We start from the raw sequence: 22,674 nt of genomic DNA on the forward strand, positions 1-22,674 counted from the left end.
ACGCGTGGGGGGCGGCGCATAGACCATGTGCCCCCAAACCCGCCCCTGAGCCTTCAGGGGCATTGCGCCTGTTTGAAGCAGGCCGTGAGAGGACAGATATTGACTGATTTTACCATGTTCGGGCTGCGCCCGGTGCTGATGACAAGCCTTGAAGCCCAAGGTTTTGGCACCCCCACCCCGATCCAGGCCCGCGCGATCCCGATGATCATGCAGGGCCGCGACCTTCTGGGGCTGGCACAGACCGGCACGGGCAAGACGCTGGCTTTTGGCCTGCCTGTCATGCATGCATTGCTGGGCGCTGGCCGCCCTGAACCAAAGACCACTCAGGCGCTGATCCTTGCGCCAACGCGCGAACTGGTCAACCAGATTGCCGAAACGCTGAACAAGTTTGCCCTGAAAACACCGCTGAAAGTGCAGCGCGTTGTGGGTGGCGCAGGCATTGGCCCCCAGATTCAGAAACTGGCCAAAGGCTGCGACATTCTGGTGGCCACACCGGGCCGCCTGCTGGACCTGCTGGACCGCCGCGCGCTGTCGCTGGAAGCCACGCAAATGCTGGTTCTGGACGAGGCCGACCAGATGCTGGACCTTGGCTTTATCCATGCGCTGCGCAAGATTGCGGCCTTGCTGCCCAAAGAACGCCAGACGCTGATGTTCTCGGCCACGATGAACAAGCAGATGAACGAGATTGCCGATGCCTATCTGGACCGGCCAGAGCGTATTCAGGTCTCCTCCCCCGGAAAACCTGCGGACAAGATTGACCAATCCGTGCATTTCGTACCCCAAGGTGACAAGGCGCGCGTTCTGGAAGGCTATCTGAAAGAACACCCTGAAGACCTTGCACTGGTCTTCTCGCGCACCAAACATGGCGCTGAAAAGCTGATGAAACTGCTGAATGGCTGGGGAATCTCCGCAGGCTCTATTCATGGCAACAAGTCACAGGGCCAGCGCGAGCGCACCTTGCAGGGCTTCCGCGAAGGCAAGATCAAGGTGCTGGTCGCAACCGATGTGGCCGCGCGCGGGATCGACATTCCCGACATGCGCCATGTCTATAACTACGACCTGCCCGAAGTGCCTGAAAACTACGTTCACCGCATCGGGCGCACCGCGCGCGCGGGCGCATCGGGGCGTGCAATGGCCTTGTGCGCGCCCGCCGAAATGGGCGATCTGCGCGCAATCGAGAAGCTGATGAAAATCACGCTGGCGATTGCGGGTGGTGCACCTTGGGCAGATGATCTGGCAGGCCCCGCACGCTCTGCCGCGCGCAAGCGCAATGGCGGTGGTGGTGGCGGCCAACGCCCCGCGCGCCATGGCGACAGCGACGGGCAAGCCCGCAAGCCACGCCAGAAAACCTTTGGCAAGCGCACGGGCGCGGGTGGCAAACCCAGCGGCGCGAATGACCGCCAACGCAGATCAGCTTGAACCGAAAAAGGGGCGCCACTGGCGCCCCTTGTTTTATTCTGCCGCCACCGTGTCTGTGACAGCATCAACGCGGACAGCTGCGAATTTGAACTCTGGTATTTTGCCATAAGGGTCCAGCGCCGGATTGGTCAGGATATTCGCCGCCGCTTCCACAAAGGCGAAGGGCAAAAACACCATGTCGGGGCTGACAGCCCGATCCGCCCGCGCCATGACGCTGATGCTGCCGCGCCGTGTGGACAGGCGCACCATGCCGCCCGCCTCCACCCCAAGGTGGCGTAGCGTGGACGGGTGAAGCGAGCAATTCGCCTCTGGCTCGACCGCGTCCAGCACCTTGGAGCGGCGCGTCATCGCGCCTGTGTGCCAATGTTCCAGCTGTCGCCCTGTGGTCAGTACCATCGGGTAGTCGGCATCTGGCAATTCATCGGGTGCAATCACACTGGCGGGTGTGAATTTTGCCCGCCCGCCTGCGCGCGGAAACGCATCTGCAAACACAATCGGCTGGCCGGGATCGTCCGGCGTAAGCGATGGATAGGTCACTGCACCCTCGCGCTCCAACCGCTCCCAAGTGATATTCTCAAGGCTTGCCATCCCCTGCTTCATCTCGGCAAACACTTGCGACGGGTGGGTAAAGCCCCAATCCAGCCCCAAGCGGCGCGCAAGCTCTATCGTGATCGCCCAATCCTCGCGTGCCTGCCCGGGGGGTGGCACAGCGGGCCGGCCCATTTGCACTTGGCGGTTGGTATTGGTGACCGTGCCCGATTTCTCGTAAAACGCCGCCGCTGGCAGGATGACATCTGCGTAATTGGCGGTTTCCGTCAGGAAAATGTCCTGCACCACCAGATGATCCAGCTTTGCCAAAGCCTCTCGTGCATGCACCACATCGGGGTCGGACATGGCCGGATTCTCGCCCGAGATATACATGCCCCTGATCTGGCCTTCATGCACGGCATCCAGAATTTCAGTAACCGTCAAACCCTTTTCGGCTGAAAACTCGGCCCCGCCCCACAGTGCGCTGAAATTTCCGCGCAAAGTATCATCCGCAACGCTCTGATAATCTGGCAGAAACATCGGGATCAGCCCCGCATCGGATGCGCCTTGCACATTGTTTTGCCCGCGCAACGGGTGCAGCCCGGTGCCCGGCCGCCCCACCTGCCCGCACATCAGCGCAAGGCTGATCAGACAGCGCGAATTGTCGGTGCCGTGAATATGCTGGCTGACGCCCATGCCCCAGAAGATCATACCCGCTTTCGCGCCCGCAAATTCGCGGGCGACGGCGCGCAGGGTATCCGCCGGAATGCCGCAAATCGCCTGCATCTTTTCGGGCGCAAAATCGGCCAGATGGGCGCGCATCGCGTCCCAATTCTCGGTCATGGCGTGAATATACTGGGTGTCGAACAGCCCCTCTTCCACGATCACATGCATGATCGCATTCAGCATCGAGACATCCGCACCGGGCTTGAATTGCAGCATATGCGTGGCATGGCGCGCCAAAGACTGCCCGCGCGGGTCCATCACGATCAGCTTGCCGCCACGCTTGGTGAATTGCTTGAAATAGGTGGCAGCAACGGGGTGGTTTTCAATCGGGTTGGCCCCGATCACGATCGCCACATCCGCATTCTCGATCTCGTTGAACGTGGCCGTCACAGCGGCAGACCCCACATTCTCCATCAGTGCCGCCACAGAAGAGGCATGACACAGCCGCGTACAATGATCGACATTGTTATGCCCGAACCCTTCGCGGATCAGGCGCTGGAACAGATAGGCTTCTTCATTCGTGCATTTGGCGCTGCCAAAGCCCGCAACACTGCGCCCGCCATGGGTGTCGCGCAAGCCCCCCAGCCCCTTGGCGGCGGCCTCCAGTGCCGCGTCCCATGTGGCCTCTCGGAATACCTCTGCCCAGTTGCCGGGGTCCACATTCAAGCCCTTCTCTGCACCCTCGCGCCGGATCAATGGCACGCTCAGGCGGTGGGGGTGATGGATATAATCGAAGCCGAACCGCCCTTTGACGCAAAGCCGCCCCTCATTCGCAGGGCCGTCAATGCCTTCGACATAGATAACCTTGTCGTCTTTCACCTTCAGGCTGACCTGACAGCCCACCCCGCAAAACGGACAAACCGATTTCACCGCGCGGTCGAAATCCGTGCTGTCGCCCTGTTGCGCATCATCAAGAACAGTCGCAGGCATCAGCGCGCCAGTGGGGCAGGCCTGCACGCATTCGCCACAAGCCACACAGGAACTCTCGCCCATGGGATCGTCAAAGTCGAACACCGGATAGGCATCATGCCCGCGCCCCGCCATGCCGATCACATCATTGACCTGCACCTCACGGCAGGCACGCACGCATAGCCCGCATTGGATGCAGGCATCCAGATTGACGCGCATCGCCACATGGCTGTCATCCAGCAGCGGAATGCGCTCTGCCTCCAGCGTGGGATAGCGGCTTTCGCGCAGCCCCGCAGCCTCGGCCATGTCCCACAGCTGGCTGCCACGGTCATGGGCGGCGGCACGCTCTGGCTGGTCGGCCAATAAAAGCTCGATCACCGCCTTGCGCGCAGTTGTCGCGCGGGTGGTGTCAGTATGCACCACCATCCCATCCACGGGTTCGCGGATGCAGCTTGCGGCAAGCACACGCTCGCCCTCAATCTCGACCATGCAGGCGCGGCAATTGCCATCGGGGCGGTAGCCGGGTGCAGGCTTGTGGCACAGATGCGGAATGACCAGCCCGCGCCCATGGGCAACCTCCCAGATCGTCTGGCCCGCCTGTGCTGTGACCTCTTGGCCATCTAACGTGAATGTCACCATGGCTTAGACCTCACCTGCAAAATGTTTCATCACCAGCCGGATCGGGTTGGGCGCGGCCTGCCCCAGCCCGCAGATGGATGCGTCCTGCATCACAGTGCACAATTCCTCCAGCAGCGGCTGGTCCCAGTGGTCGGCCTGCATCAGCTTCACCGCCTTTTCGCAGCCCGCGCGGCAGGGCGTGCATTGCCCGCAACTTTCACTCTCGAAGAATCGCAGCATGTTCAGCGCCGCATCGCGCGCGCGGTCTTGGTCAGACAGCACCACCACGGCGGCCGAACCGATAAAGGTGCCATGCGGCTGCAATGTGTCGAAATCCAGCGGGATGTCGTCCATATGCGCAGGCAACAGGCCCGAGGACGGCCCCCCCGGCTGATAGGCTTTGAACACATGCCCCTGCGCCATGCCACCCGCCGCCGCGATCACATCGCGGATCGTCGATCCTGCGGGCAAAAGATACACCCCCGCTGCCGTCACCCGCCCCGAGACAGAGAAACTGCGCAGGCCGCAGCGGCCATTCTTCTGGACCGCGTTCAGGATTTCCGGCCCCTCGCGGCAGATGCGCGCCACCCAATGCAGGGTTTCGACGTTATGCACCAGCGTCGGGCGGCCAAACAGGCCGACTTGCGCAACATATGGGGGGCGGTGGCGCGGCAAGCCGCGCTTGCCCTCGATCGATTCGATCATCGCGGATTCTTCACCGCAGATATAGGCCCCCGCACCGCGCCGCAGTTCGATATAGCCCGGCTCCACAAGCCCTGCGCCTTCCAGCGCGGCAATCTCGCGGCGCAGAATTTCCAGCACAGCCGGGTATTCGTCGCGCATATAGATATAACATCGCGCGGCCTCCACCGCCCAAGCGGCAATCAGCATCCCCTCCAGCATCAGATGGGGGGTGCGTTCCAGATAGTAGCGGTCCTTGAAGGTGCCCGGCTCCCCCTCATCGCCATTCACTGCCAGATAGCGTGGGCCGGAATTGGCGCGCACAAAGCCCCATTTCTTGCCCGACGGAAAACCGGCCCCGCCAAGCCCCCGCAGGCCAGAGGAAAGCACCAAATCCTGCACCTTCTCCCAATCCCCAGAGCGTCGCAGCTCCAAAAGGGTCGTATACCCCCCTTCCGCCGCATAGGCAGACAAGTCCTGATAGGGCGGCAGATGGGCGTGCGTATCACCTGCGGCAATCGCAGCCGCGACCTTCTCGGGCGTCGCATGGTCGATATGGTTGTGTCCCAGTTCCAGAACCGGCGCAGTGTCACACCGCCCCATACAGGGCGCGCGCAGAACCCGCACCTGCGACGGGTCCATGCCCGCCTCAAGCGCGCTTACCAAAGCCTCCGCCCCCGCCAGTTCGCATGACAGCGAGTCGCACACTCGGATCGTCAGCGCGGGGGGGGGCACCTCGCCTTCCTTGACCAGATCGAAATGGGCATAGAAACTGGCCACCTCCCAGATTTCCGCCATGGACAGGCGCATTTCATGGGCCAGCGCGCGCAGATGGCGCGCAGACAAATGGCCATATGCGTCCTGCAACAGATGCAAAAACTCGATCAGCAAATCGCGCCGGCGCGGGCGCTCGGCCAGCAGCGCCTGAACCTCTGCCAGCGCCTCATCCTCATACTGGCGCCCTTTGGGCGTGTGCCGCCCCTTGCCCCGGCCAGATTTCCAGACCCCTTTGCCGCCTGCCTGATCCAATGCCATCTGTCTTTCCTTTGCCAGCTTTGCCCCGTGCTGCCAAAGGATCAAACACATTTCAATATCATAAATCCGTTATTCAATAGGCAATGCCTATCGCCCATTTTCTTGCTACAAATACTCACGGGGGTGAATTGCGCCTTGGCGCAAGAGGGGGCAGTCGCCCCCTGCCCGGCCAGATCAGAACGGAACAGCCGCAGAAATTGTCATACCCCGCCCGCCATCAGGGTGGCGCAGGCGCAATTCCTTCGCGTGCAGCATCATGCGCGGATGCGCAAGCGCCGCGCCGCTGGCATAAAGCGGGTCGCCCAATATCGGATGCCCGAGTGCCAGCAGATGCACCCGCAACTGGTGGCTGCGGCCGGTGACCGGCATAAGCCGCAGCCGTGAAGTGTCCCCTTCATGGCGGATCAGTGCCCAATCGGTTTGTGCGGGGCGGCCTGTCTCGTGGCAGACCATCTGGCGCGGGCGGTTGGGCCAATCCACGCCCAAGGGCAGGTCAACCCGCCCCGCGCGCTCGGTCACCTGCCCTGCGACGCGCGCGATATAGGTCTTGCGGGTCTGGCGTTTCTCGAATTGCAGCCCCAGATGCCGCTGGGCATGGGGGGTGCGCGCGAAAACCATCACGCCCGATGTGTCCAGATCCAGCCGATGCACAAGCAGGATTTCCGGAAACCCGACCCGCAGCCGCGCGATCATGCAATCGGCCATATGCGCGCCTTTTCCGGGAACTGACAACAACCCTGCAGGCTTGTCGACAAGCACCAGTTCATGATCTTCATAAAGAACAACTGGCGCGCCCTCGGGGGGGGCATAGATGAATTCCGTCATCGCTGTGTCACAATGGCCGCTGCACCCGCAGCAGATCGGCCTGATAGTCCGGCGCGTCGTGATGCAACTCATAGGTTTGCACACCGGGCAGTTGTGCGAAACTCTCCATCAGGGCTTTCGGAAAGAACGTCGCGGTGACATTGCCAAAGCCCGGAAGCTGGCGCAGCAGCGCAGATGTGGCCGCAGCGCAGCGCGCAGGCGGCACTGGCCCCGCCTGCAAGGCCAGCGCCATGGCCTGTTCGGCCATGTCCGGGGTCACGACCAGCCTTTGGACCACGGCGTAATGTGACGGGCGCACATGGCTGGCATAGAAAGATGCGCCCGCGGCATAGGTCATGCCAAAATGCACATCATTGCGTTCGGGGATCGTGGCGAGTGTCCAGCTGCCTGCGGGGTCGAAAAGCACCCGCTCTGACCCGTTGATGAACAGCGCCGCATGATCGCCCCGCTTTGAAGCGTAGTTCATGATCGTGACAAGCGTCAGCTCTGGCGCGCCGCCATGCTGGTGGCGGGCCGTCTGTACCGCCTCGTCCGAGGCCCAGATCTGCTCGGCGCAAGCCGAAAGCAGCATCAGCCCGAATAACGCAACCAGCAAGGTTGCTGTCTGGCGCAGATGCCAGACATTGCGTGAAACGATCATGATATTGGCCTTGCTCCCGCCTGCGGGGTCAGGAATTGGCAAGCGCGAGGAAGATCAGAACGCCAATGCTGATTGCCGCACCCCAGACCGACCAGCGGACAAAACCGTTAAAGGTCTTTTCCTGTTCTGTGGTGTCCATCTTGCCATGCTCATGCTCTGCCATAATGGCCTCCTGTAGAGTCAAGTTTTGTGAATCCGATAGCCGATCCATGCGCGCCTGTCACCCCCTTTGCGCAACCGCGCGCATGGGCTTAGCCGGTTGCCTGCCATTGCCAGACACCCTCTTCATCTGCAAAGCGCCGCGCCTGTCGGGTTGCAACCAGATGGTTCAGATGGGCCACGGCCTCGACCAGTGCCAGACCATATACCCCTTCGGTGATCTGGCGTTTGAACAGGGGGGCGAAACAGTCTGACGCCTTGCGCGGCGTGGCCAGATGCGCGCGCAGGCGGCGCAGCGCGCCGTGGTGGTTCTCGATTTTCTGGCGCAGACGCAGCGGCAGCCCTGTAAAAGGCAGCTTGTGGCCGGGCAGAACCAGATGGTCTTCGCGGGCGATATCTTGCAGGGCTGTGCAGCTTTGCAGCCAGTCGGCCACGGGGTCTGCCTCTGGCTCGGTGGCGTAGACGCCCAGATTGGGCGAGATCGAGGGCAGCAATTGATCTGCCCCCAGCACAAGATTGCAATCGCGGCTCCACAGCGTCACTTGATCGGGGGCATGGCCCTGCCCCAGCCGTATATCCCACTCACGCCCCGCTGCGCGGAATACGCCCCCGTCGCGCAACTGGTGAAAACCCAGCGGCAAGGGAGCCACCACATCGCAGAAATTGAAAGGGCGCTCGGACAGGCGGCGGGCCAGTATCTCGGGGTCCATGCCCGCCTTGCGCCAATATTCAGCTGTTTCCGGCGCGGGGCGGTCCTGTTCATCCAGCACCAGCATTCTTGCAAACAACCACGCCGTGCGGCTGGCCCAGAGTTCCGCGCCATCGGCCTGAAACCAGCCCGCAAGCCCGATATGGTCGGGGTGGTGGTGGCTGGCGATCACGCGTGTGACGGGCTTGCCCTGTAAGGGGCCGGATAGCAGTTTGGCCCAGATGCCCCGCGTGCGGCCTGTGTCAAACCCTGTGTCAAAGATCGTCCAGCCCGCGCCATCGTCCAGCGCATAGACATTGACATGGTCCAGCGCCATCGGCAGCGGCAGGCGCGCCCAAAGCACGCCTTCGGCAATTTCGGTGGCCGTGCCCTCTTCGGGCGCATCCTCGAACGGGTAGCGCAGACCTGTCATGTCACTTTCATCCCTCACGCGGCAAGATCCGCGTCGCTTAGGGCATAGAGGGCGGATGCGCCAGCGCGGGCCTGCACCAAAAGGCCGGTATGTTCGGGCAGCACCCGCATGATAAACACGCGCGCCAGCGCGCGGCGCGGCCCGTCCCCTGCCATTGCGGCGCGCAGATGGTAATGGGCCCCCAGCACACGGGCAAAGGCACGCAGATAGGCAGTTGCCCCTGCAAAGCGGTCCTGCATGTCTTGCGCAACCAGCCATTCTGTCGCCTCGCGCAGGGTTTCTGCGGCCTGCCAGACCGGCTCTGCCAGATCGGGCAGCGCGGCGCGCGCGGCCTCTGCGCCATCCTCGATCTCTTGCAACAGACGAAAGGCCGCCTCGCCCCCGTCCATCAGCTTGCGGCCAACAAGGTCCATGGCCTGAATGCCATTCGTACCTTCATAGATCGTGGTCACGCGCACATCGCGCAGATATTGCGCAGCGCCCGTCTCCTCGACAAAGCCCATGCCGCCATGGACCTGAATGCCCGCGCCCGCCACTTCGCAGCCGATATCGGTGCCATGCGCCTTGGTGATCGGGGTCAGAAATGCGGCGCGCGCGGCCCAATCCGCCGCGCCACTTGCCCGCGCCATGTCAATGGCAACGCTATTGGCCAGTGCGATGGCGCGCGCGGCAAAAATTTCGGCCTTCATCATTGAAAGCGCGCGGCGCACATCTGCATGTTCGGCGATTGGCCCTGTGCCGGTCACAGGCGTTTTGCCCTGTTTTCTGTCCAGCGCAAAGCCAAGGGCGTGCTGATAGGCCGCTTCGGCCACGCCAATTCCCTGCACACCCACACCCACGCGGGCATTGTTCATCATGGTGAACATGGCCGCCATCCCCTGATGGGGCTTGCCCACCAGCCAGCCGGTGGCGCGGTCATATTCCATCACGGCCGTGGGCGAGCCGTGAAGCCCCAGCTTGTGTTCCAGACTGACCACGCGCAGCCCATTGCGCGTACCTGCCGCGCCATCGGCATCGGGAATAAACTTGGGCACCATGAACAGGCTGATCCCGCGCGTGCCTGCCGCACCATCAGGCAGGCGCGCCAGCACAAGATGACAGACATTTTCAGTGAAATCATTGTCACCCCAAGAGATGTAAATCTTCTGGCCCGAAATCGCATAAGTGCCATCCTCATTCGGTTCAGCCTTGGTCCGCAGCGCGCCCACATCGCTGCCGGCTTGCGGCTCTGTCAGGTTCATGGTGCCGCACCATTGGCCTGAAATCAGCTTGGGCAGGAAGCGGGCTTTCAGCGTATCGTCGGCGTGGTGTTCCAAAGCCTCGATCTGGCCTTGGGTCATCAGCGGTGCAAGCTGCAAGGCCAGACAGGCCGAAGACATCATGTCATTGACAGCGGTGGCCAAAGTCTGCGGCAGACCAAGCCCGCCATATTCGGGGTCAGCCGCCATGCCCAGCCAGCCGCCCTCGGCGATTGCCCCAAAAGCCTGCGCAAAGCCCGGGCTGGTGCGCACCACCCCGTTTTCCAGCCGCGCCGGATGCTGGTCGCCCACGCGCTGCAAGGGGGCCAAAACCATCTCGCACAGCTTGCCCGCTTCGGTCAGAATCGCGGTCGTCGTCTCTGGCGTTGCGTCAGTAAAGCGGTCGGTCTGGCGCACCTGATCAAAGGCTACGACATGATCTAGCAGAAAGGCGAAATCGCGGGTCGGGGCGCGGTAGGGCATATGTGGCTCCTTCGGGCAGAGGGTCGGACCGGCTTGGCAAGCGCGTGCCAAGCGCATAAGACGATGCGTCCCTTGTGTCTTAGCGGCGCGAGGCAGGATTCCAAACCAAAACGCGGCGTCACATAAATGAATGAACCCGACCAGAAAACGGAAATGCTTGGCCAGGATGCCGCAGGCATTGCGCGTGCCGCGCATCTGCTTGCGGCGGGCCAGCTGGTCGCCATGCCCACGGAAACCGTCTATGGGCTGGCAGGTGATGCACGCAGTGACGCCGCCGTGGCCGCGATCTTTGCCGCCAAGGGGCGCCCGTCTTTCAACCCGCTGATCGTGCATGTTGCATCTCTGGCCGAGGCTGCGCGCTATGCCGTTTTGCCAGATGCCGCACTCGGGCTTGCGCGCGCATTCTGGCCGGGGCCGCTGACCTTGGTTGCCCCTTTGCGCGCGGGGCATGGGCTGGCACCGGCGGTGACTGCGGGGCTGGAGACTGTGGCCATCCGTGTGCCCGCGCACCCTGTTGCGCGCGCGCTGCTGGAACAGTTCGGCGGGCCGGTGGCTGCGCCATCGGCGAACCCCTCGGGCCGAATCAGCCCAACCGCGCCCGCGCATGTGCTGGCAGGGCTGAAGGGGCGCATTGCGGCAGTGCTGGATGGCGGCGCCTGCGCGGTGGGCGTGGAATCGACAATAATCGGGTTTGACCAGGGCCAGCCTGTAATCTTGCGCGAAGGCGGCATCAGCCGAGAGGCGATAGCGGCGCAGAGCGGCGCATCTCCGACCCATGCCCCGCAAGGGGCGATCACTGCGCCCGGCCAGCTTGCCTCGCATTATGCGCCGCGCGCGGCGGTGCGGCTGGATGCAACCGCGCCCGAACCAGATGAAATCTGGATCGGCTTTGGCCCCGACTGTGCCACTGCCGAAATGACCCTTTCCCCCACAGGCGATCTGGGCGAGGCGGCCGCGCGGTTATTTGCCGTTTTGCATGATGCCGATGCAACAGGCCGCGCGATTGCCGTAGCCCCTGTCCCCGATCACGGGTTGGGTGGCGCAATAAACGACCGCTTGCGCCGCGCCGCCGCCCCGCGCACAAGCTGACATTGCCACACCAACCCCAAGGAGTATGCCATGTTGATGCCGTTTCATTTTGCCTATCATGTCCGCGATCTGGATGAGGCGCGCGCTTTTTATGGAAAGGTGCTGGGATGCGCTGAAGGGCGCAGCACGGATACATGGGTTGATTTCGACTTTTTCGGCCACCAGATCAGCCTGCACAAGGGCGCGCCGTTTGCCAATGCCCCCACAGGCAAAGTTGGCGATCACATGGTGCCGATGCCGCATTTCGGGCTGGTGCTGGATGCAGCGCGGTTCACGGCCCTGGCCCAGCGGTTGCAGGATGCGGGCGTTGAATTCGTCCTTCCCCCTTCCCTTCGGTTCGAGGGCCAACCGGGCGAGCAATGGACCATGTTCTTCCGCGACCCGTCTGGCAACCCGATCGAGGTGAAGGGATATACCGATCAGTCGCAGATTTTCGCTAGCTGAGTTTCCTGCAAAACCCAATCGGCCACGCCCGGCCCCATCGCCTGCACTGGCAAGGCGATAATCGCGGGCAGTTCAAAGGGATGGTTTGCGCGTATCTGCGCGCAGACCGCGTCAAAATTGCAGGCAGGGGTTTTCAGCCGCAGCAGAACTTCCGTCTCGGAATCGATCTGCCCCTGCCAGCAAAACAGGCTTTCGACCTTTGGTAAAAGATTGGCGCAGGCAACCAGCCTGTTGCGCAGGCAGGCGCTTGCAATTTCGCGGGCGCTGTCCTTGTCGGGACAGGTGACCTCGACCTCGAACAGGTCCATCCATGCCTCCATTGATCTGTGCATCTGTTGCCCAGATATGGCGGCAGTTGCGCGAAGAAACCATGATCTGCCTCAAGTCACAGCGAGGACAGATCAGCAATTGGGCACATTCACCGCCAACCCGCCCAGCGCGGTTTCCTTGTATTTCTCGGACATATCGGCCCCTGTCTGGCGCATTGCCTCGATGCAATTGTCCAGTGGCATGAAATGCGTACCATCGCCGCGCAGGGCAAGGCTGGCGGCGGAAATCGCCTTGATCGCGCCCAGCCCGTTGCGTTCAATGCAGGGCACCTGCACCAGCCCTTTGACAGGGTCGCATGTCATCCCCAAGTGATGCTCCAGCGCTATTTCGGCGGCGTTTTCCACTTGCTCGGGCGTGCCTCCCAGAACGGCGGCCAACCCCGCCGCCGCCATTGCGGCTGCAGAGCCCACCTCGGCCTGACAGCCGCATTCCGCGCCAGAGATTGACGCATTATGCTTGACCAGCCCGCCAATTGCCGCCGCTGTAAGAAGAAACTCGCCCACGCGCGCCTCGTTTGCGCCGGGCACATGGTCCAGCCAGTAACGGATTGTCGCGGGCACCACACCCGCCGCGCCATTGGTGGGCGCGGTCACCACCTGCCCGCCTGCGGCGTTTTCTTCATTCACGGCCATGGCATAGACGCTGATCCAGTCATTGATCGTGTGCGGCGCGTTCATGTTCAGGCCGCGCTCTGCCTCCAGTGCTGCGTGGATCGCTGCTGCCCGCCTGCGCACCTGCAAGCCACCGGGCAAAATGCCTTCGGCGCGCATGCCACGGTCAATGCAATCATTCATCACTTGCCAGATACGGCGCATGCCCTGATCCAGCGCGACGGGGCTGCGGGTGGCCAGTTCATTGGCGCGTTTCATCGCCGCAATCGATTTGCCGCTGTCGCGCGCCATGGCCAGCATCTGCGCCGCCGTCTCGAACGGATAGGGGTAGTCAGCATCGGACTTGCGCGGCGGCGCGGTCAGTTCCCCTTCCGTCACGACAAAGCCGCCGCCGATGGAATAATAGATTTCCTGTGCAATCACATCGCCCTGCCTGTCGGTCGCCATCAGCCGCAAGCCGTTGGCATGGCCTGCAAGCTTGGTGTCATAATCGAAAATCAGGTCGGTCTTGGGCGCAAAAGTCAACGTGCCCAGCCCTGCCGCATCAATCTGGCCACTGGCCGTGATCTGCGCCAAGACCTGTTCGGCGCGCGCGGCGTCATAATCTTCGGGCGTGAACCCTGCCAACCCTAGGATTACGGCGCGGTCTGTTGCATGGCCCACCCCTGTAAAGGCCAAGGAGCCATGCAGCGAGGCGCGCAGCCCTGCCACCGAAAAGGACAGGCCCCGCAAATGGTCCAGAAACCGCGAGGCCGCCACCATCGGCCCCATCGTATGCGAGGATGACGGCCCGATCCCGATCTTGAACATATCGAATACTGACAAAAACATGCGGCCCCCTTTTGGATGCATGCCTTCTGTCTAACCGGAAACAGGGCGCGGGACATAGCGCGCTGCGACATGAATTGCGCGAAAGAAGACCAGTTTCAGCCGCACCCCCTTGGCAGACTCTCTAAAATGCGGCACTCTTGACGCTATGATAACACTTGGAAGATACGCTACCCTTGCGGCCATGCTCGCGCTTTCCAGCGCGGCCTGCTCGCCTTGGACAAGCCCACAGGCGGGGCGCAGCATATATGCGCAAAATTGCGTGGCCTGTCATGGCGACGATGGACGCGGCGGCGCGCAGGTGCCGGACCTGACAGCGCTGGCAGCGCGCGCAGGCGGCAGCTACCCGCAGCGTATGGTTCTGGACAAGCTGGATGGCTATGCACGCGGCGCGGTGGTCTATGCGGATGCGGAAATGCCCAATTTTGGCGATCTGCTGACAGGGCGACTGACACGCGTGCAGACAGACCGTGGCTTGTCGCGCCCCCTGCCAGAGCGGGTGATTGCGCTGGATGCCTATCTTCAGTCGATCCAGCGCTAGGGCCGCGCGCACCAGAACTGGCCCCATATCTTCCGATTCTGCTTTAACCTCACCGTGCAAAACGCCTATAACCTGCGCGAGTGATGATGAGGGCACGCAATGACTGACCAGCTTACACCAATCGACCGCGCGAAATATGTAGCCGCGCATTGTGCCGCAGATTTCGTGCAGGACGGAATGCGCGTGGGTCTTGGAACCGGCTCGACCGCTGCATGGATGGTGCGCCGCCTTGGCGCGCGGATCAAGCAGGAAGGGCTGCGCATCATCGCTGTGCCCACCTCGACCCGCACCGCCCAACTGGCGCGCGATGTCGGCATCAATGTCGTGTCACTGGACGAGGCGCGCTGGCTGGACCTGACGATTGACGGCGCAGATGAATTTGACGCCGAACTGACGCTGATCAAGGGCGGTGGCGGCGCGCTGTTGCAAGAAAAGATCGTGGCAACGGCGTCCGACCAGATGATCGTCATCACCGATGCGGCCAAGGAAGTGAAAACGCTGGGCGCCTTCCCCCTGCCGGTCGAGGTGATCCCCTTTGGCTGGCGCGCCACCAAGGCGCTGGTGGAAGAGGTTCTGGCCTCGATGGATGTGATGGGCCAGCAATCCAGCCTGCGCGTGAACGGCGACAAGCCCTTTATCACCGATGAGGGCAATTACATCCTTGATCTGGACCTTGGCCGGATCGGCAATGCGCGGCAACTGGCGCTTGTGCTGAATCAGGTGCCGGGTGTTGTGGAAAACGGGTTGTTCGTGGATATCGCCGATCAGGTGGTCATCGGGCATGCCGATGGCACCTGCGAGATGCGCGACCTTAGCAGCGGCACACCCGAAACCAGCCTGCGCCAGATCGACCTTGAGGATGCGCGCAATATCTTTTCCGACCTGTAAGGGGCTGCAATGAATTTTGACTACGACCTGTTTGTAATCGGCGGCGGCTCTGGCGGGGTGCGCGCGGCGCGCATTGCATCCTCTGAATACGGCGCAAAGGTTGCGCTGGCCGAAGAATACCGGATGGGCGGCACCTGTGTTATTCGGGGTTGCGTGCCCAAGAAGCTGATGGTGTTTGCATCGGGCTTCCCCGGCGCGGTGGCCGATGCACAAGCCTATGGCTGGGACGCGCAGATTGGCGCGTTCGACTGGGGCGCATTCCGCACCAAGCTAGAGGGCGAGCTGGACCGGCTGGAAGGCGCGTATCGCGGCAATCTGGAACGCGCGGGGGTCGAGATTTTCGACTGTCGCGCCACGCTTGCAGGCCCCCATGAGGTGCGCCTTGCCGATGGGCGCGAGGTGACGGCAAAACACGTCCTGATCGCCACCGGCGGACGCCCCGTCGTGCCCGAAAAATGGCAAGGCTTCGGGGCCATGACCTCGAACGAAGTGTTCAAGATGGACAGTTTGCCGAAATCGCTGCTGATTGTGGGCGGGGGCTATATTGCCAGCGAATTTGCCTGCATCTTCAACGGCCTTGGCGTTAAAACCACGCAATTCTACCGCGGCGCACAAATCCTGCGCGGCTTTGACGAGGAAGCGCGCGGGCATATCGCCAATGAAATGCTGGCCAATGGCGTTGACCTGCATCTGGGCACCGATGTGCTGGAGATGGAAGAACGTGACGGGCAAACATGGGTCAAGGCGACAACCGGCCATGATGGGTGCTATGACGCTGTGATGTTCGCAACCGGACGCCGCCCCAACAGTGACGGGCTGGGGCTGGATACGCTGGGACTGGACTTGAAAGCCAATGGCGCAATTCCGGTGGATAAATACAGCCAGACAGCCATCCCTTCGGTCTTTGCGGTGGGCGATGTGACAGACCGCGCAAACCTGACCCCTGTGGCGATCCGCGAGGGGCATGCCTTTGCCGATACAGTCTTTGGCGGCAAGCCCACATATTTCGACCACGGCCTGATCCCGACGGCGATTTTCACACAGCCCGAATACGGCACAGTCGGCCTGACCGAAGAGGAGGCCCGCGCGCAAGGCCCTGTTGATGTCTATTGCGCCGCCTTCCGGCCGATGCACAGCCTGTTCGCAGGCCGTGACAATCGCGCGATGATGAAGCTGATTGTTTGCCGCACAACTGACAAGGTGTTAGGATGTCACATCGCCGCCGATCATGCGGGCGAGATGATACAACTTGCTGGGGTCGCTGTTGCCATGAATGCAACAAAAGCCGATTTTGACCGGACCCTTGCTGTGCATCCGACGATGGCAGAGGAACTGGTCACAATGCGGACTGCGACGCGCAGCCACACCGATTGAGGGTTGAATTAGGCGGGTTTCAGCCCACCTTCTGAACAAATATGAAACCATAACAATGAATGGAGTCCAGATGTCTGGGAACAACGGTGGACCTTGGGGAGGGGGCGGCAATCGCGGCGGTGGAAATCGCGGCAGCGGCGGCGGTGGCCGCGGCGGTGATGGCCAGCCTCCCATGCCCGAGATTGACGAGATCGTGAAGAAAGGCCAGGAACAGCTGCGCGTCCTTATGGGCGGCGGCGGTGGCGGCAAAGGTGGTGGATTGGGCAGTGGTCCGGGCTTCTCGAAGCGCGGCGTGCTGATTGGTCTGGTTGCACTGGTCGTCATGTGGGCCTTTGCATCCTTCTACACAGTGCGCCCTGAAGAGCGGTCGGTCGAACTGCTGTTTGGCCAATATTACAAGACCGGCAATCCGGGCCTGAACTTTGCCCCTTGGCCTGTCGTGTCGCATGAGGTTGTGCAGGTCACCACAGAACGTGTCACCGAAGTGGGCACCGGACGCAGCGCGCTGGATACCGGCCTGATGCTGACGCGTGACGAAGCGGTGGTGGATATCGAATTTCAGGTTGTCTGGAACGTGACAGACCCCGCGCGCTTCCTGTTCAACTTGGCCGACCCGCGCGAGACTGTGCGCGCTGCATCGGAATCCGCGATGCGCGATATTATCGCACGCTCGGAACTCTCGCCCATTCTGAACCGTGATCGCGGCTCGATCGCTGCCGATCTGCGCGCGGCGGTGCAAGGGCTGCTGGACAGCTACGAATCCGGGATCGCTGTTATTCGTGTGAACTTCGACAAGGCCGACCCACCCGAAGGCGTGATCAACGCGTTCCGCGATGTGCAGACCGCACGTCAGGAACGGGACCGGCTTGAACGCGAAGCCGATGCCTATGCAAACCGCGTACTGGCACAGGCACGGGGTCAGGCAGCACAGCTTCAGGAAGAAGCCGAAGCCTATCGCGCCGAAGTTGTGAACAACGCACAGGGTGAAGCCGCACGTTTCGTCTCGGTTTATTCGGAATATGTGAACGCGCCCGAAGTGACGCGCAAACGGATGTATCTGGAAACCATGGAGCGCGTATTGGGTGACATGAACCTGACAATCCTAGACAATGTGACCGGCTCTGAAGCGGGTGGTTCTGGTGTGCTGCCATATCTGCCGCTCGACTCGTTGAACCGGACAAGGAGTGCCAACTGATGAAAAAAGCAGGATTATTGCTGCCGGTTCTGGTTGTGGCGATCATCACGGTATTTTCGTCCCTGTTCATTGTCGATGAACGCGAAAACGTGCTGGTGCTACAATTCGGTCAGGTAAAACAAGAGATTACAGAGCCGGGCCTTGGCTTCAAGATCCCTTTCATTCAGGAAGTCGTGCGCTATGACGCGCGGATTCTGGGTCTGCAAACGCAACCCCTGGAAGTCACACCGCTGGATGACCGCCGCCTTGTCGTTGACGCGTTCCTGCGCTGGCGCCTGACGGATGTGCGCCGCTTCCGCGAAGCGGTTGGCGTGGATGGTGTGCGTGCCGCCCAAGGCCGGATGGACCGCATCATGAATGCCGCCATTCGTGAAGTTCTGGGTTCGGTGCCATCGAATGCCGTTCTGTCCGAAGACCGGACCGGCCTGATGAACCGCATTCGGGATCTGGCGCGTCGCGAATCCGAGACACTCGGGATCGAAGTGATCGACGTTCGCCTGACCCGCACCGACTTGCCACGCGAGAACCTTGAAGCAACCTTCGCACGGATGCGCGCAGAGCGCGAGCGTGAAGCCGCAGATGAGCGGGCACGCGGGAACGAGGCCGCACAGCGTGTGCGCGCCCTTGCAGACCGGACTGTGATCGAACTGGTTTCGGCATCGCGCCGCGAAGCAGAGATCATTCGCGGTGAAGCAGACGCAGAACGTAACCGCGTCTATGCCGATGCCTATAATCTGGACCCGGAATTCTTCGCATTCTCCCGTTCTATGCAAAGCTATGAAAGTGCCTTGCGCGGGGATAATGCCTCGATGGTGCTGCGCCCGGATAGCGAGTTCTTCACCTTCCTGCGTTCTGATGGTGCTTCAGACATTGTGCTGCAAGCAGCGCGCGATGCAGCAGAAGCTGTGGCGCAAGACCCTGAAATGCTCCGCCAGCGCGCGCCAGAAGCAGACCCGGAAGAACCTGACGCTGTACGCGAGCTTGAAGCCATTATCGGGAACTAAGGGCTTGCGGGTATGACATTGCACACACTGGTGCTGGCCCTTGGGTTGGTTCTGGTTTTCGAGGGGCTGGTCTTTGTACTGGCCCCTCGTCGTATTGAAGACATATTGCGGATGCTGGCCAGCCTGCCGATTGACGCGCGGCGCATGATCGGGATGGTCGCATTGGTGCTTGGGGCCGTTCTGGTAACACTGTCCGGCATGATCGTCGCAAGCTAAGCCTTTCTGGCACCTGCTGTCTGACAATGTGTCACATCTGGTTGAAAGTCCGAAACGCAAATTGCGTTTACGCCGAAGCGCCATAGATTACGCCCAAGGCATTGGAGGCCCAGCGCCCCCGCCGATTACATGAATAGGAGAGTTCCATGATGTCTTACGCCATGACCACGCGACCAAGGCGGTCCGGCATTCCACAAATGCTGCTGGCCCTGACTATGGCGCTGGTCTTTGTCGTCTCACAGGTCGCAGTTGCGCAAGCGCAGGTCAACCGCCCCGAAAGCTTTGCCGATCTGGCAGAAAGGGTCAGCCCCGCAGTTGTCAACATCACCACGACAACCACAATCGAGGCCCGTCTGGACGATGCGCCGCGTTTGCCCGAAGGCTCGCCTTTCGAGGATTTCTTTCGTGACTTTTTCGATGGTCCGGAAGGACGCCCGAACCGCCCGCGCCGCAATCAGGCGCTTGGTTCAGGCTTTGTGATTTCTGATGACGGGTATATTGTGACGAACAACCATGTCATCGAGGGGGCCGATGAAATCCGGATCGAGTTCTTCTCTGGTCTGGAACTGGATGCAGAACTTGTGGGGACCGACCCCGCAACCGATATTGCGCTGCTGAAAGTCGATCATGATGCGTTGCTGCCCTTCGTGCCTTGGGGCGATGCGGAAGCTGCGCGCGTAGGCGATTGGGTGATTGCCGTTGGCAACCCGCTGGGTCAGGGCTTTTCTGTCAGCGCCGGCATTATCTCGGCGCGCGGGCGGGCGTTGCAGGGCAATTATGACGACTACATCCAGACCGATGCGGCCATCAACCGCGGCAACTCTGGCGGGCCATTGTTCAATATGGATGGCGAGGTCATCGGCGTGAATACGGCCATTCTATCGCCCACTGGCGGCTCTATCGGGATCGGCTTTGCAATGTCGTCGAATGTCGCGCTGAATGTCGTGGATCAGTTGCAGGAATTCGGGTCAACCCGTCGCGGCTGGCTGGGCGTGCGCATCCAAGACCTGACAGAAGAAATGGCCGAAGCAATCGGCCTTGACGATCCGCGCGGCGCTATGGTCACCGATGTGATGGAAGGCCCCTCGCTGGATGCGGGCATGCTGGCAGGTGACGTGATCTTGCGGTTCGATGATGGCGAAGTGCGTGACACACGCATGCTGGTGCGCCGCGTGGGCGATGCCGGTGTGGGGCGCGATGTGGAAGTGATCGTGTTCCGCAGTGGCGAAGAAGTCGCGCTGACGGTCACACTTGGGCAGCGCGAGTTGTTTGAAGCGGCTGCGCGCGAAACGGCCCCCTCCCCCAGCGCACCGCCAGAACCAAGCAGCTTTCTGGGCATGACCTTGCAAGAGCTGGATGACACCCTGCGCGAGGAACTGGGCCTGACCGCCAGTACCACGGGGCTTATCGTGCGCGCGGTCGAAGACGACAGCGATGCCGCACAAAAAGGCATTCTGGCAGGTGATCTGATTACCGAGGCCAACCAACAGCCCATCACCTCGATCGAGGATTTGGAAGCATTGGCGCAGCAAGCGCGCGATGCGGGCCGCCGGTCCTTGCTGGTTCTTCTGCGCCGCGACAGCGACCCGCGTTTTGTTGCGCTAAGCTTGGAAGAGTAACCCCCCTACCCCACAAGAGCTTAAAACGCGCGCCCGGTTGGCGCGCGTTTTTTATTCTCGAGATGGGCGCGTTCAGTTTCGCTGCAACTCTATCGGGACAAGCCCCAGATGCTGCGCCGTCTCTAGCGTCAGGATCGGACTGTTGAACCCATTGGCGCGTTGAAACGCCTGCACAGCAGCGCGTGTCTGGGCATCTGGCTTGCCTGTCACCTGCCCCGAATAAAAGCCGCGCGCGGCCAGACTGCGTTGCAACGCATGCATGAACCCATGGGTCATCTGTTCAGGGCATGGCACCCGAAACGCCACTTCTTCGATAATATTGGCGCTGGTGCGCCCTGTTCCCGAAGCGTAGCGCGCCCAACACACCCGCGCCGAAGGGGCCGCAAGTGAGATTGTAGAGAGTTGGGTTCGGGCCTGACTGACCATGACAGACTCACCCGCAACTGGCCCGGAAAATACGGCCACCATCAGCGCGACTGCGGCGCCCCACCAGCGTTTTTGTGATTCTGTATGTGACATATCACCCTCTAAGCTAAATCATACCGTTCATTTTTAAAATGATGCCAGTAAATTCGGGCGAAAAAGGGTTGGATGTGTGACAATACACCGACGCAACAAGGCAGAAATTCGGCTGGTCAAACTGCGCGTGCTGGCTTATCCCCACCCAGAGAGTTACGTCAGAAAGAGGGTTTCATGGCCAAGATCACCTATGTCGAATTCAATGGAAAAGAACATATCGTCGAGGTTGCCAATGGGCTGACCGTTATGGAAGGCGCGCGCGATAACGGCATTCCCGGCATCGAGGCTGATTGCGGCGGCGCATGCGCCTGTTCCACCTGCCATGTTTATGTTGCGCCCGAATGGGTCGAAAAACTGCCCGCAAAAGACCCGATGGAAGAAGACATGCTGGATTTTGCGTATCAACCCGACCCCGCGCGCTCCCGCCTGACCTGCCAGTTGAAGGTCAGCGATGCGCTGGACGGGCTGAAAGTGCATATGCCCGAAAAGCAAATCTGACCTGCGCTTCAGGTAAAAATCGTCCGGGGCAATATGCCCCGGCACGCGCGTCAGGCCCACCGATGCCCCGCCGCGCATCCGTCACCGCAGACATGGCGCAAAATAGATGGTCACGCCCGCGCGCGGATCAGGCGGAATAGCCGCCGGTCTGATACCAGCGCCACGCATCTGCGATCATTTGCTCCAGCGTGGAATGCTGCGCGACCCATCCCAACCCTTCGCAGGCCCGTTGGCTGCCCGAGACCAGCGCCGCCGCATCGCCTGCGCGGCGTAGGCCGAATTCATGCGGGACATCACGGCCAATGCTGGCAGCGCAATGCCCGATCACATCGGCCACTGAAAACCCGGCCCCTGTCCCCAGATTGAACACCCGACTGCCGCGCCCTGCGCGCAACCAGTCCAGCCCGCGAATATGCGCATCAATCAGATCCATCACATGCACATAGTCGCGGATACAGGTGCCGTCGCGTGTCGGATAGTCATTTCCATGAATCACCAGCGCGGGGCGCGCGCCTGCCGCTGCTTCTATCATCAGGGGGATCAGATGTGTCTCGGGCTGGTGCCATTCTCCGACCTCTGCCTCTGGGTCGGCCCCTGCGACATTGAAATACCGGAAAATGACCGAGTTCAGGCCATGGCTGACCCCGAAATCCCGCAGCACACCCTCAACCGCAAGCTTGGACGCACCATAGGCATTCAGCGGGCGCTGGGGTGTGTCTTCGTCCAGCATCACCCCGTCCTGATCGCCATAAGTCGCACAGGTCGATGAAAACACCATATCCATGCAGCCCGCCGCCACCATCGCTTCAATGAGGTTCAACGAGCCGCCCAGATTGTTGCGCCAATAGCGCCCCGGGTCGCGTGTTGCTTCGCCCACCTGACTAAGCGCTGCAAAATGCATGACAGCAACAGGGCGATACGCGGCGAAAACACCATCAAGTGCTGCGCGGTCCAGCAAATCACCCTGTACCAGCGGGCCGAATTTTACCGCATTGGCCCAGCCGGTTGACAGGTTGTCAAAGGTCACAGGCACATACCCGGCGCGCGCAAGCTGTTTGCAGGCATGTGATCCGATATATCCTGCGCCGCCGGTGACCAGAACATGCGGGGCCTGAGAGTTGTTGTGCTGCATTGCT

22 protein-coding genes are annotated in these 22,674 nt (G+C 61.5%); 11 read left to right on the top strand and 11 right to left on the bottom strand.

Going from position 1 to position 22,674, the window contains the following annotated elements; translation table 11 throughout:
• The first annotated feature begins 99 nt into the window (after nt 1–99).
• Nucleotides 100–1,419, top strand: a complete 1,320-nt coding sequence (locus BG455_RS12870) for a DEAD/DEAH box helicase (RefSeq protein WP_084386390.1) — start codon at nt 100–102, stop codon at nt 1,417–1,419.
• Nucleotides 1,420–1,452: 33 nt separating this feature from the next.
• Here the strand turns inward: BG455_RS12870 and fdhF are convergent, their stop codons facing one another.
• The 7 genes from fdhF to BG455_RS12905 all read right to left on the bottom strand — a co-directional run bounded on the left by fdhF (nt 1,453) and on the right by BG455_RS12905 (nt 10,382).
• Entirely contained in the window at nt 1,453–4,221 is a 2,769-nt protein-coding gene (gene fdhF / locus BG455_RS12875; protein WP_071470393.1) for a formate dehydrogenase subunit alpha, read from the bottom strand.
• Between the two features lie 3 nt (nt 4,222–4,224).
• A complete protein-coding gene (locus BG455_RS12880) occupies nt 4,225–5,916 on the bottom strand; it encodes an NAD(P)H-dependent oxidoreductase subunit E (protein ID WP_071470394.1) in 1,692 nt (563 codons plus the stop codon).
• Between the two features lie 174 nt (nt 5,917–6,090).
• The gene (locus tag BG455_RS12885) at nt 6,091–6,741 is read right to left on the bottom strand and encodes an RluA family pseudouridine synthase (protein ID WP_071470395.1); all 651 of its coding nucleotides are present in this window, start codon (nt 6,739–6,741) and stop codon (nt 6,091–6,093) included.
• Between the two features lie 7 nt (nt 6,742–6,748).
• The gene (locus BG455_RS12890; protein ID WP_071470396.1) at nt 6,749–7,381 is read right to left on the bottom strand and encodes a hypothetical protein; all 633 of its coding nucleotides are present in this window, start codon (nt 7,379–7,381) and stop codon (nt 6,749–6,751) included.
• Between the two features lie 28 nt (nt 7,382–7,409).
• Entirely contained in the window at nt 7,410–7,544 is a 135-nt protein-coding gene (locus BG455_RS12895; RefSeq protein ID WP_071470397.1) for an aa3-type cytochrome c oxidase subunit IV, read from the bottom strand.
• Nucleotides 7,545–7,632: 88 nt separating this feature from the next.
• Nucleotides 7,633–8,661 (bottom strand): MBL fold metallo-hydrolase, encoded by a 1,029-nt coding sequence (locus tag BG455_RS12900; protein ID WP_177190888.1) that lies wholly within the window; start codon nt 8,659–8,661, stop codon nt 7,633–7,635.
• Between the two features lie 14 nt (nt 8,662–8,675).
• The gene (locus BG455_RS12905) at nt 8,676–10,382 is read right to left on the bottom strand and encodes an acyl-CoA dehydrogenase (protein ID WP_071470399.1); all 1,707 of its coding nucleotides are present in this window, start codon (nt 10,380–10,382) and stop codon (nt 8,676–8,678) included.
• A gap of 126 nt (nt 10,383–10,508) precedes the next feature.
• On the opposite strand from BG455_RS12905, the gene BG455_RS12910 reads away from it, so the two are divergent.
• A complete protein-coding gene (locus tag BG455_RS12910; protein WP_071470400.1) occupies nt 10,509–11,471 on the top strand; it encodes an L-threonylcarbamoyladenylate synthase in 963 nt (320 codons plus the stop codon).
• A 30-nt stretch (nt 11,472–11,501) separates the two neighbouring features.
• Nucleotides 11,502–11,915 carry a VOC family protein gene (locus BG455_RS12915; RefSeq protein ID WP_071470401.1) on the top strand — a complete coding sequence of 138 codons (414 nt, stop codon included), beginning with the start codon at nt 11,502–11,504 and terminating at the stop codon, nt 11,913–11,915.
• Here BG455_RS12915 and cutA read toward each other — a convergent pair.
• Both cutA and BG455_RS12925 read right to left on the bottom strand, forming a co-directional pair.
• Nucleotides 11,891–12,247, bottom strand: coding sequence for a divalent-cation tolerance protein CutA (gene cutA / locus BG455_RS12920; protein WP_211307039.1), 357 nt, complete (start codon nt 12,245–12,247; stop codon nt 11,891–11,893). The two genes, BG455_RS12915 and cutA, sit on opposite strands and share 25 nt — an antisense overlap.
• Nucleotides 12,248–12,316: 69 nt before the next feature.
• On the bottom strand, nt 12,317–13,687 hold the full coding sequence (locus BG455_RS12925) for an L-serine ammonia-lyase (RefSeq protein WP_071470602.1): 1,371 nt from the start codon (nt 13,685–13,687) through the stop codon (nt 12,317–12,319).
• 181 nt (nt 13,688–13,868) lie between these two features.
• On the opposite strand from BG455_RS12925, the gene BG455_RS12930 reads away from it, so the two are divergent.
• The 7 genes from BG455_RS12930 to BG455_RS12960 all read left to right on the top strand — a co-directional run bounded on the left by BG455_RS12930 (nt 13,869) and on the right by BG455_RS12960 (nt 20,521).
• Nucleotides 13,869–14,225 (top strand): c-type cytochrome, encoded by a 357-nt coding sequence (locus BG455_RS12930; protein WP_170124700.1) that lies wholly within the window; start codon nt 13,869–13,871, stop codon nt 14,223–14,225.
• 99 nt (nt 14,226–14,324) lie between these two features.
• Complete coding sequence (gene rpiA / locus BG455_RS12935) at nt 14,325–15,113, top strand: ribose-5-phosphate isomerase RpiA (RefSeq protein WP_071470403.1); 789 nt, start codon at nt 14,325–14,327, stop codon at nt 15,111–15,113.
• Nucleotides 15,114–15,122: 9 nt separating this feature from the next.
• Complete coding sequence (gorA, locus tag BG455_RS12940; RefSeq protein ID WP_071470404.1) at nt 15,123–16,487, top strand: glutathione-disulfide reductase; 1,365 nt, start codon at nt 15,123–15,125, stop codon at nt 16,485–16,487.
• Between the two features lie 70 nt (nt 16,488–16,557).
• Nucleotides 16,558–17,682 (top strand): FtsH protease activity modulator HflK, encoded by a 1,125-nt coding sequence (gene hflK, locus BG455_RS12945; protein WP_071470405.1) that lies wholly within the window; start codon nt 16,558–16,560, stop codon nt 17,680–17,682.
• Nucleotides 17,682–18,686 carry a protease modulator HflC gene (gene hflC / locus BG455_RS12950; protein WP_084386392.1) on the top strand — a complete coding sequence of 335 codons (1,005 nt, stop codon included), beginning with the start codon at nt 17,682–17,684 and terminating at the stop codon, nt 18,684–18,686. The genes hflK and hflC overlap by 1 nt, the downstream gene beginning before the upstream one ends.
• Nucleotides 18,687–18,698: 12 nt before the next feature.
• Nucleotides 18,699–18,902, top strand: coding sequence for a DUF2065 family protein (locus BG455_RS12955; RefSeq protein ID WP_071470406.1), 204 nt, complete (start codon nt 18,699–18,701; stop codon nt 18,900–18,902).
• Between the two features lie 146 nt (nt 18,903–19,048).
• Nucleotides 19,049–20,521 (top strand): Do family serine endopeptidase, encoded by a 1,473-nt coding sequence (locus BG455_RS12960; RefSeq protein ID WP_071470407.1) that lies wholly within the window; start codon nt 19,049–19,051, stop codon nt 20,519–20,521.
• Between the two features lie 72 nt (nt 20,522–20,593).
• Here BG455_RS12960 and BG455_RS12965 read toward each other — a convergent pair whose 3' ends face one another.
• Nucleotides 20,594–21,040, bottom strand: a complete 447-nt coding sequence (locus tag BG455_RS12965; RefSeq protein ID WP_071470408.1) for a peptidoglycan-binding domain-containing protein — start codon at nt 21,038–21,040, stop codon at nt 20,594–20,596.
• Nucleotides 21,041–21,214: 174 nt separating this feature from the next.
• Between BG455_RS12965 and BG455_RS12970 the strand changes: the two genes are divergently transcribed.
• On the top strand, nt 21,215–21,538 hold the full coding sequence (locus tag BG455_RS12970) for a 2Fe-2S iron-sulfur cluster-binding protein (RefSeq protein WP_071470409.1): 324 nt from the start codon (nt 21,215–21,217) through the stop codon (nt 21,536–21,538).
• Between the two features lie 127 nt (nt 21,539–21,665).
• Here the strand turns inward: BG455_RS12970 and galE are convergent, their stop codons facing one another.
• On the bottom strand, nt 21,666–22,670 hold the full coding sequence (galE, locus tag BG455_RS12975) for a UDP-glucose 4-epimerase GalE (RefSeq protein ID WP_071470603.1): 1,005 nt from the start codon (nt 22,668–22,670) through the stop codon (nt 21,666–21,668).
• Nucleotides 22,671–22,674 lie beyond the last annotated feature (4 nt).

This window comes from Roseinatronobacter thiooxidans, assembly GCF_001870675.1.
In the GTDB taxonomy this organism is placed as follows: domain Bacteria; phylum Pseudomonadota; class Alphaproteobacteria; order Rhodobacterales; family Rhodobacteraceae; genus Roseinatronobacter; species Roseinatronobacter thiooxidans.

Excerpts from the sequence above, each read along its gene's own strand:
- BG455_RS12895 (WP_071470397.1), bottom strand. The coding sequence starts at position 7,544 with ATGGCAGAGCATGAGCATGGCAAGATGGACACCACAGAACAGGAAAAG.
- hflC (WP_084386392.1), top strand. The coding sequence starts at position 17,682 with ATGAAAAAAGCAGGATTATTGCTGCCGGTTCTGGTTGTGGCGATCATC.
- galE (WP_071470603.1), bottom strand. The coding sequence starts at position 22,670 with ATGCAGCACAACAACTCTCAGGCCCCGCATGTTCTGGTCACCGGCGGC.
- BG455_RS12885 (WP_071470395.1), bottom strand. The coding sequence starts at position 6,741 with ATGACGGAATTCATCTATGCCCCCCCCGAGGGCGCGCCAGTTGTTCTT.
- BG455_RS12965 (WP_071470408.1), bottom strand. The coding sequence starts at position 21,040 with ATGTCACATACAGAATCACAAAAACGCTGGTGGGGCGCCGCAGTCGCG.
- fdhF (WP_071470393.1), bottom strand. The coding sequence starts at position 4,221 with ATGGTGACATTCACGTTAGATGGCCAAGAGGTCACAGCACAGGCGGGC.
- BG455_RS12900 (WP_177190888.1), bottom strand. The coding sequence starts at position 8,661 with ATGACAGGTCTGCGCTACCCGTTCGAGGATGCGCCCGAAGAGGGCACG.
- BG455_RS12930 (WP_170124700.1), top strand. The coding sequence starts at position 13,869 with ATGCTCGCGCTTTCCAGCGCGGCCTGCTCGCCTTGGACAAGCCCACAG.
- gorA (WP_071470404.1), top strand. The coding sequence starts at position 15,123 with ATGAATTTTGACTACGACCTGTTTGTAATCGGCGGCGGCTCTGGCGGG.
- BG455_RS12960 (WP_071470407.1), top strand. The coding sequence starts at position 19,049 with ATGATGTCTTACGCCATGACCACGCGACCAAGGCGGTCCGGCATTCCA.
- BG455_RS12925 (WP_071470602.1), bottom strand. The coding sequence starts at position 13,687 with ATGTTTTTGTCAGTATTCGATATGTTCAAGATCGGGATCGGGCCGTCA.
- BG455_RS12910 (WP_071470400.1), top strand. The coding sequence starts at position 10,509 with ATGAATGAACCCGACCAGAAAACGGAAATGCTTGGCCAGGATGCCGCA.
- BG455_RS12905 (WP_071470399.1), bottom strand. The coding sequence starts at position 10,382 with ATGCCCTACCGCGCCCCGACCCGCGATTTCGCCTTTCTGCTAGATCAT.
- BG455_RS12915 (WP_071470401.1), top strand. The coding sequence starts at position 11,502 with ATGTTGATGCCGTTTCATTTTGCCTATCATGTCCGCGATCTGGATGAG.
- BG455_RS12890 (WP_071470396.1), bottom strand. The coding sequence starts at position 7,381 with ATGATCGTTTCACGCAATGTCTGGCATCTGCGCCAGACAGCAACCTTG.
- rpiA (WP_071470403.1), top strand. The coding sequence starts at position 14,325 with ATGACTGACCAGCTTACACCAATCGACCGCGCGAAATATGTAGCCGCG.
- BG455_RS12955 (WP_071470406.1), top strand. The coding sequence starts at position 18,699 with ATGACATTGCACACACTGGTGCTGGCCCTTGGGTTGGTTCTGGTTTTC.
- BG455_RS12880 (WP_071470394.1), bottom strand. The coding sequence starts at position 5,916 with ATGGCATTGGATCAGGCAGGCGGCAAAGGGGTCTGGAAATCTGGCCGG.
- BG455_RS12970 (WP_071470409.1), top strand. The coding sequence starts at position 21,215 with ATGGCCAAGATCACCTATGTCGAATTCAATGGAAAAGAACATATCGTC.
- cutA (WP_211307039.1), bottom strand. The coding sequence starts at position 12,247 with ATGCACAGATCAATGGAGGCATGGATGGACCTGTTCGAGGTCGAGGTC.
- hflK (WP_071470405.1), top strand. The coding sequence starts at position 16,558 with ATGTCTGGGAACAACGGTGGACCTTGGGGAGGGGGCGGCAATCGCGGC.